This is a genomic window from Streptomyces sp. NPDC056734 (assembly GCF_042790455.1).
Lineage (GTDB): Bacteria > Actinomycetota > Actinomycetes > Streptomycetales > Streptomycetaceae > Streptomyces.
Map to the genome: position 1 here is coordinate 1 of NZ_JBHTZD010000013.1, position 8,604 is coordinate 8,604.

Consider the following 8,604-nt stretch of genomic DNA (forward strand, 5'->3'; position numbering starts at 1 on the left):
TGCTGCACTGGACCCGCCGGATGATCGAGATCCGCAAACAGAACCCCGCCTTCGGACTCGGCACCTACACCGAACTCCCCTCCTCCAACCCCGCCGTCCTCGCGTTCCTGCGCGAACACGAGGACGACCTGGTGCTGTGTGTCAGCAACTTCTCGCGGTTCGCCCAGCCCACCGAACTGGATCTGCGGGAGTTCGACGGACGCCATCCGGTCGAACTCTTCGGCGGGGTGCGTTTCCCGGCCATCGGTGAGCTGCCCTATCTGCTGACCCTGGGGGGGCACGGCTTCTACTGGTTCCGGCTCACCCGAGTGGCATCCCGTATCGGCCGTCGACTGTGAGCGTGCGCCGCCGAAAGGACGCGTCACCATGCCGAAGACCGTTTTTCCGCACCCGGGCGCCAGCGGACTCGCCCGGCCCATGGCCTCCCTCGACGGGCTGCTGCGCGACTGGCTGCCCCGGCAGCGCTGGTTCGCCGGCAAGGACCGGCCCGTCACGGAGCTGCGGCTGCTGTCGATGACCGAGCTGTTCCCGGGCTGTCTGCATCTGCTGGTGCACGCGGGACACGCGGGCGGCCACGGCGCCGGGCACGGCCAGGTGCCCTCGCCCGGCGGCACCCCACCGCCCGGGGACTGCTACCAACTGCTCCTCGGCGTGCAGGAGCATCTGTCCCCACGCCTGGGCCGGGCACTGATCGGCACAACCCAGGAGGGTCCGCTCGCCGGGCTCGTGGTGTACGACGCCCTCCAGGACCCGCGCTCGGCCCAGCTGCTCCTGGAACGGCTGCGGCACCCCGGCACGGCCGGTCCGCTGCGCTTCGAGGCGGACCCGGCGCTGCGGATCCCGCCCGCGCTGCCGCCCCGCCTGCTGGACGCGGAGCAGTCCAACACCTCCCTGGTGTACGGGGACGAGTTCATCCTCAAGGTGTTCCGGCGGATCCAGCCCGGCGTCAATCCGGACCTGGAGGTGACCGGCGCACTGGCCCGGCAGGGGTGCGGCCGGGTGCCGACCCCGGCCGCGTGGTTCCGTACCACCCAGCCGTACGGCGCCACGCTGGGCGTGCTCCAGCCGTTCCTGCGGGACGCCTCCGACGGCTGGACCCTCGCCCTCGACGCGCTGGCCACCGGCCAGGACTTCGCCACGCAGGCCGGCGAACTGGGCCGGGCGATGGCCGAGGTGCATCTGTCACTGGCGGCGGCCTTCCCGGCGGGCGGCGGCGACGCGGGGGTGGGCGGTGTGCGGGGTGATGCCGGTCCGCTCGGTGGTGCCGAGGTGACGGAAGTGGTCGCCGGGCCCGGTGAGCCCGGTGAGCCCGGTGAGAGTGGTGAGCCCGGTGACAGTGGGGCGCGTACGGCGGCGGCGATGGCCGAGCGGCTGGACGCCGCCGCGCACAGCGTGCCCGCGCTACGGCCCTATGTACCGGGGCTGCGGTCCGCGTTCAGCGCGCTGGTGAGCTGTGACACCGGGCCGCCCGCCCAGCGGATCCACGGGGATCTGCATCTGGGTCAGGTGCTGCGGGCGGGCCGGGAGTGGTTCGTCATCGACTTCGAGGGCGAGCCGTCGCGTCCGCTGGCCGAGCGGCGCAGCCCGCACTCCCCCGTCCGGGACATCGCGGGCATGCTGCGCTCCTTCGACTACGCGGCCCGGCAGCGCCGCCCGTGGCGCCCGGAGTGGGCCCGCCGCTGCCGCGAGGCCTTCTGCGCGGGCTATGCCGCCGGGTCCGGCTGGGACCCCCGCAAGAAGCACGCGCTGCTGCGCGCCTACGAGACAGACCGTGCCGTATATGAGGTGCTGTACGAGGCCCGGCACCGCCCCGACTGGCTGGCCGTACCGATGGCGGCCATCGAGCGGCTCGCCGTGAGAGGAGACTGAAGCCGTGGCATTGCGCGACACCTCTTTGCCGGAGCCGTCCGGACCGGCAAGGTCCCCGGATCCCGGACCTACCGGGTCCCCGGCGTCCGTACCGACCAGGTCCCCTGCGTCCGTACCGACCGTACCGACCGCGCCGGTCGCTCCGACCTCGCCGGTCACACCGGTCGCTCCGGACACGTCGGTCACACCGGTCACACCGGTCACGCCGGTTCATGAGGCACCCGCCCTGCCCCCGGAGGACCGGCGGCGCCTGCTGTCCGGCTCGCATCACGACCCGCACGCGCTGCTCGGCGCGCATCCGGTGCCGGGCGGGGTGGCGTTCCGGGCGCTGCGCCCGTTCGCCCGCGCGGTGGATGTCCGGATCGGCGAGCTGCGCTACCCGCTGGCGTCCGAGGGCGACGGCCTGTTCGCGGCGCTGGTGCCGACGGCCGGGATCCCGGCGTACACGCTGGTGGTGTCGTACGACGAGGGCGAGCAGGAGACGCACGACCCGTACCGTTTCCTGCCCGCGCTCGGGGAGCTGGACCTGCACCTGATCCGCGAGGGACGGCACGAGCAGCTGTGGAAGGCGCTGGGCGCCGAGCCGATGACCCATGAGGGTGTGCCCGGCACCCGCTTCACGGTCTGGGCGCCGAACGCCCAGGGGGTCCGGGTGACCGGGGACTTCACCTGCTGGGACGGCACGGCGTTCCCGATGCGCTCGCTGGGTGCGTCCGGGGTGTGGGAGCTGTTCCTGCCCGGCATCGGGGAGGGTGCCCGCTACAAGTTCGAGATCACCGCCCGCTCCGGCGGCCGTTTCCTCAAGGCCGACCCGATGGCCCGCCGCGCCGAGGTCCCGCCCGACACCGCGTCGGTCGTGCACGCGTCGCACTACGAGTGGGCCGACGAGCAGTGGCTGGCGCACCGGGACGATCTGCCGGTGCACGAGGCCCCGTTCTCGGTGTACGAGGTGCACCTGGCGTCCTGGCGCCCCGGGCTGACGTACCGGGAGCTGGCGCGGGAACTCCCGGCCTATGTGAAGGACCTGGGCTTCACGCACGTGGAGCTGATGCCGCTCGCCGAGCACCCCTTCGGCGGCTCCTGGGGCTACCAGGTCACCGGCTTCTACGCGCCGACCTCGCGGCTGGGCACCCCGGACGACTTCAAGCACCTGGTCGACGCCCTGCACCGGGCGGGCATCGGCGTGATCATGGACTGGGTTCCGGCGCACTTCCCCAAGGACGACTGGGCGCTGGCCCGGTTCGACGGGGAGCCGCTGTACGAGCCCGGGGACGCCCGGCGGGCCGAGCACCCCGACTGGGGCACCCTGGTGTTCGACTACGGCCGGGTCGAGGTGCGCAACTTCCTGGTCGCCAACGCCGTGTACTGGTGCGAGGAGTTCCATATCGACGGGCTGCGGGTGGACGCCGTGGCCTCCATGCTCTACCTCGACTACTCCCGGGATTCGGGCCGGTGGACGCCGAATGTGTTCGGCGGCCGGGAGGATCTGGACGCGGTGGCGTTCCTGAAGGAGCTGAACGCGACCGTGTACCGGCGGGTGCCCGGGATCGTCACCATCGCCGAGGAGTCCACTGCCTGGGACGGCGTCACCCGCGCCACGGACAGCGGTGGTCTCGGCTTCGGTCTGAAGTGGAACATGGGCTGGATGCACGACTCGCTCCAGTACATGTCCCATGAGCCGGTCCATCGCAAGTACCACCATCACGACATGACGTTCTCGATGGTCTACGCGTACAGCGAGAACTACCTCCTGCCGATCTCGCACGACGAGGTGGTGCACGGCAAGCGGTCCCTGGTGTCGAAGATGCCGGGCGACTGGTGGCAGCAACGGGCCGACCACCGCGCCTACCTCGCCTTCATGTGGGCCCACCCGGGCAAGCAACTCCTCTTCATGGGCCAGGAGTTCGCGCAGGGCGCCGAGTGGTCGGAGGAGCACGGGCCGGACTGGTGGCTGCTGGATCAGGGGTACGGGGCGCGGGCGGACCACCAGGGGGTGCGGGACCTGGTGCGCGAGCTGAACACCGTCTACCGGCGGACACCCGCCCTGTGGCAGCGTGACACCGACCCGGCCGGGTTCGAGTGGCTGATCGGGGACGCGGCCGACGACAACGTCTTCGCGTTCGTGCGGCGCGCGGCCGACGGCACCCCGCTGATCTCGGTCAGCAATTTCTCCCCGGTGGTCCGGCAGGGCTACCGGATCGGGGTCCGGGACGCCGTCCCGGCCTGGACACAGGCCCTCAACACGGACGCGTCGAGGTACGGGGGCGGCGGGGTGAGCGCCGAGGGGCCGCTGAAGCCGCAAGCGGGCCATATCACCCTGACTCTGCCGCCCTTGGCGACACTCTGGCTGCGGCCGGTCTGAGGGGTGCGGGGAGGCGCAGGTCACAACCGACTCTCAGTTGTGCTTTCGGGTGACGCCCCGCACGGGAACCGGCTAGATTCCGACCATCGGTGATAACCGAGCCCGTCGGCGCAGTCACCCCCCGTACACCTCTGGAGCAGCGCATGCGCGAGAGGGCCCTCGCTCCCTCGGCCGGTCCGCCCCTCACCGCCGGCCTCGCCGACAGTGTCTTCCTCAAGGCCGACGAGGACCCCACCCTGCCGGTCCTCGCCCGTCGCCCCGACCCGGCCGCGCAGGTCTGGCAGGACGTGACGGCGGCGGAGCTGCGGGACCAGGTCCTGGATCTGGCCAAGGGGCTGGTGTCCTGCGGGATCAGCCCGGGCCAGCGCGTGGCGATCATGTGCCGCAACCGGTACGAGTGGACGGTGTTCTGCTACGCCCTGTGGGCGGTGGGCGCCGAGATCGTGCCGATCCATCCGGCGTCCTCGCGCGACCAGATCGCCTGGATCCTGCGGGACGCCGTCTGCTCCGCCGTGCTGGTCGAGGACGAGCACGGGGTGATGACGGTGGGTTCGGTGTGCGCGTCGCTGCCGACGCTGCGCCATGTGTGGCAGCTGGACGCGGAGGCCGTCGAGCAGATCGTGGCGCGCGGCACGCTGATACCCGCCACGACGGTGGACTCGCTGCGCCGGATCGTGCACCCGGACTCCACGGCCGCGATCACCTACACCTCGGGCACCACCGACCGGCCGCTGGGCTGCGCGATCAGCCACCGGGGCCTGGCCCACCCGTGCGATGTCCTCCTCGACGGCTGGGGCGGTACGGCGGCGCCGCCCGGCGAACAGGCCCGGGTGCTGGCGTTCCTGCCGTTCTCCCATGTGTACGGGCTGATGGTGCAGACCCTGTGCGTCCGGGGCGGGGTGCAGTTGGCGCACGAGCCCGAACTCACCCAGGCGGCGCTGTCCGCGGCCCTGCGCTCCTTCCGGCCGACGTTTCTGTATCTGGTGCCGTCGCTGCTGGAGAAGATCTACAAGAATTTTCTGCGGGTGGCCCAGCAGGCCGGGCGGGGCGCGGTGTTCGAGCGGGCCGCGGAGACGGCACGGGCGTACGCGGCGGCGAGCGAGCGGCAGCGGCTCGGGCGGGGATCGGGCCCCGGGCTCGATCTGCGGCTCCAGCACGCCCTGTACGAGCGGACGGTGTACCGGCGGCTGCGGGCCGCGCTGGGCGGCCGGGTGCTGCGCGGCGGCTCCGGCGGCACGCCCCTCAACCGTGATCTGGCCCTGTTCTACGAGGGCATCGGCATCCACATGAACGACTGCTACGGGCTGACGGAGACCAGCGGCGCGGTCACCATGCAGCCGCTGGGCCGGGAGAAGTCGGGCACGGTCGGCCAGGCGCTGCCCGGCACGGAGATCGCGATGGCGCAGGACGGGGAGATCGTGGTGCGCGGTCCGTCGGTGTTCCACGGGTATCTGAACGACGAGCGGGCGACCCGCTCGGTGCTGCGCGGGGGCTGGCTGGCCACCGGGGATCTCGGGTATCTGGACGGCGACGGCTATCTGACGATCACCGGCCGCAAGAAGGACGTCATCATCACGGGCGGCGGGACGAGTGTCTCGCCGTCGGCGCTGGAGCACCGGATGCGGGTGCATCCGCTGATCCATCAGGCGGTGGTGGTCGGGGACGGGCGGCCGTGCGTGGGTGCGCTGATCACCCTGGATCCGGAGTTCCTGGCGCACTGGCGGACGGCGCTGGTGTGGCAGAGCGATGCGCCGGGGCACGAGGACCGGGAGGAGAACGCGCTGCGCGAGGAGGTGGGGCGGGCGGTGGCGGCGGCGAACAGCGCGGTGTCGCGGGCGGAGTCGATCCGGGTGTTCCGGGTGCTGCCCCGGCCGTTCGCCGTGGAGGACGGGTTGCTGACGCCGTCGATGAAGCTGTGCCGGGACGCGATCGTGCGGCGCTACGCCGCCGAGATCGAGGCGATGTACCAGGCACGGTCGCGCCCGCCGCGTCCGGTGACCCGGGAGTCCCCGCTGAGCTGGGACGATGCCGACAATGTGTTCCGCTGACCACCCCGTCGCGGCCCGCGCCCGGCGCACAACGTCGCGGGGGCGTGCATCCTGGTCGGTGAGGCAGTCCACGTCCCCCCTGGACCCGCGGAAGGGAAGGACACCGTGACACGACCCAGGATCCTGGTCGTCGGCGCAGGCTTCGCCGGTGTGGGCTGTGTGCGCCGGCTGGAGCGCAGGCTCGGTCCGGACGAGGCCGACGTCACCCTGGTGACCCCGTTCTCCTACCAGCTCTATCTGCCGCTGCTGCCGCAGGTCGCCTCCGGTGTGCTGACACCGCAGTCGATCGCGGTGTCCCTGCGGCGCAGCAGCAGGTACCGCACCCGGATCATCCCGGGCGGCGCGATCGGCGTGGATCTGCGGTCCAAGGTGTGTGTGATCCGCACGATCACCGACCGGATCGTCGATGTGCCCTACGACTACATCGTGCTGGCCCCCGGCAGTGTGACCCGCACCTTCGACATCCCCGGCCTGGTCGACCACGCCTACGGCATGAAGACGCTGGCCGAGGCGGCCTACATCCGGGACCATGTGATCGCCCAGCTCGATCTCGCCGACGCCAGCCAGGACCCGGCCGAGCGGGCCTCGCGGCTCCAGTTCGTGGTGGTGGGCGGCGGTTACGCGGGCACCGAGACGGCGGCCTGTCTGCAACTGCTGACCAGCAACGCGGTCAAGCGCTATCCGCGGCTCGACCCGGGGCTGATCAAGTGGCATCTCATCGACATCGCGCCGAGGCTGATGCCGGAACTGGGCGACAAGCTGGGTCTCAGCGCCCAGCGGGTGCTGCGCGAGCGCGGGGTGGAGATCTCGCTGGGCGTCTCCATCGCCAAGGCGCGCGCCCGGGAGGTCACCTTCACCGACGGCCGGATGGTCCCCACCCGCACACTGATCTGGACGGCCGGGGTGGTGGCCAGCCCGCTGATCGCGACGCTCGGCGCCGAGACCGTGCGCGGACGGCTCGCGGTGAACGCCGAACTGAATCTGCCGGGGTACGACGGGGTGTTCGCGCTGGGTGACTCGGCGGCGGTGCCGGATCTGGCCAAGGGCGAGGAGGGGGCGGTCTGCCCGCCGACCGCGCAGCACGCCATGCGGCAGGGCCGCAAGGCCGCCGACAACGTCATCGCCACGCTGCGGGGCGCCCCCATGACCCCGTACCACCACAAGGACCTGGGGCTGGTGGTCGATCTCGGTGGGAAGGACGCGGTGTCCAAGCCGCTCGGCGTGGAGCTGCACGGGGTGGCCGCCCAGACGGTGGCCCGGGGTTACCACTGGTCGGCGCTGCGCACCAATGTGGCCAAGACCCGGGTGCTGACCAACTGGATGCTCAACGCGGTCGCGGGCGACGATTTCGTGCGGACCGGTTTCCAGAGCCGCAAGCGGGCCAAGCTGGGCGACTTCGAGTATGTGCACGCGTACCTCACGCCGGAGCAGGTGCGGGAGCGCGTGGCGAGCGGGGCGGACGTGGCGGGTGGGGAGTGATCGGGTGGGGAGTGATCCGGCCGGACGTGACCTGACCGGACATGACCCTGGCCGGACGTGACTCCCATCACCCCTTATGACGGCCATTGTGTGAAGTTCTGGTGCATGGTTTATCGTTCATGCATACGTGGTCATGGGGTCGACCGGAGCCGTCCCCCATGCGCCACCGCTTACGGCCCTGGCTGGCCTCCCCCGTCCAGCCAGGGCTTTTTCATGCGCGCGTACCGGCGCCGGACGCCGAGGTGCCCGGGGCGCCGGGAGCGGCTGAAATGGGCATAGGGAAAGCACGGAACGTCAACCCGGCGAACGTCATCCCGGCGAGGAGCCCCGCGCCATGACCAAAGCGACGAAGCTGCTGACCGCCCTCCCCCAGCCCCAGCGCGACCGGCTGATGGGGCTGGCGCACGAGGTGTCCTTCCCCGAGGACAGCCGGATCTTCGAGGCGGGCGGTGACGCCGACCGGTTCTGGGTGATCCGCTCGGGCGCCGTCTCGCTCGACCAGCAGGTGACCCCGCAGCGGCGGGTGACGGTCGCGGGCCTGGGCGCGGGCGATCTGCTCGGCTGGTCGTGGCTCTTCCCGCCGTACCGGTGGGACTTCGGCGCGGAGGCGTTCAGTCCGGTGCGGGCGTACGAGTTCGAGGCCGGGGCCGTGCTGGTGCTGTGCGAGGAGGATCCGGAGCTGGGCATGGCGCTGATCCGGCTCGTCGCCGAGATCCTCGCGCACCGGCTGGAGGTGACCCGGGGGCGGCTGCTGGAGGCGTACCAGATGCACCGGCGGTCGTGGTGAGGCGGTGTGCTCGGGTGGTGTGCTCGGGTGGTGTGCTCGGGTGGTGTGCTCGGGTGGTG

Annotated in this window: 6 protein-coding genes; all 6 read left to right on the forward strand. The window is 71.7% G+C overall.

Annotated features, from left to right (window positions below):
* The coding region (locus tag ACFRFC_RS20395) for an alpha-glucosidase C-terminal domain-containing protein (protein ID WP_383112637.1) at window positions 1-338 on the forward strand (338 nt) is incomplete at its 5' end.
* Between the two features lie 28 nt (window positions 339-366).
* Window positions 367-1,869, forward strand: a complete 1,503-nt coding sequence (locus tag ACFRFC_RS20400; RefSeq protein ID WP_382679250.1) for a maltokinase — start codon at window positions 367-369, stop codon at window positions 1,867-1,869.
* A 4-nt stretch (window positions 1,870-1,873) separates the two neighbouring features.
* Entirely contained in the window at window positions 1,874-4,231 is a 2,358-nt protein-coding gene (gene glgB, locus ACFRFC_RS20405) for a 1,4-alpha-glucan branching enzyme (protein WP_382679247.1), read from the forward strand.
* A 143-nt stretch (window positions 4,232-4,374) separates the two neighbouring features.
* The gene (locus ACFRFC_RS20410) at window positions 4,375-6,279 is read left to right on the forward strand and encodes an AMP-dependent synthetase/ligase (protein WP_382679244.1); all 1,905 of its coding nucleotides are present in this window, start codon (window positions 4,375-4,377) and stop codon (window positions 6,277-6,279) included.
* A gap of 105 nt (window positions 6,280-6,384) precedes the next feature.
* Window positions 6,385-7,758 (forward strand): NAD(P)/FAD-dependent oxidoreductase, encoded by a 1,374-nt coding sequence (locus ACFRFC_RS20415; protein ID WP_382679241.1) that lies wholly within the window; start codon window positions 6,385-6,387, stop codon window positions 7,756-7,758.
* Window positions 7,759-8,092: 334 nt separating this feature from the next.
* Window positions 8,093-8,545: a cyclic nucleotide-binding domain-containing protein gene (locus ACFRFC_RS20420; protein WP_382679238.1), complete on the forward strand. Its 453-nt coding sequence runs from the start codon at window positions 8,093-8,095 to the stop codon at window positions 8,543-8,545.
* The last annotated feature ends 59 nt before the right edge of the window (window positions 8,546-8,604 follow it).

Coding starts and splice junctions, on each gene's coding strand:
- ACFRFC_RS20400 (WP_382679250.1), top strand. CDS start 367: ATGCCGAAGACCGTTTTTCCGCACCCGGGCGCCAGCGGACTCGCCCGG.
- ACFRFC_RS20410 (WP_382679244.1), top strand. CDS start 4,375: ATGCGCGAGAGGGCCCTCGCTCCCTCGGCCGGTCCGCCCCTCACCGCC.
- ACFRFC_RS20420 (WP_382679238.1), top strand. CDS start 8,093: ATGACCAAAGCGACGAAGCTGCTGACCGCCCTCCCCCAGCCCCAGCGC.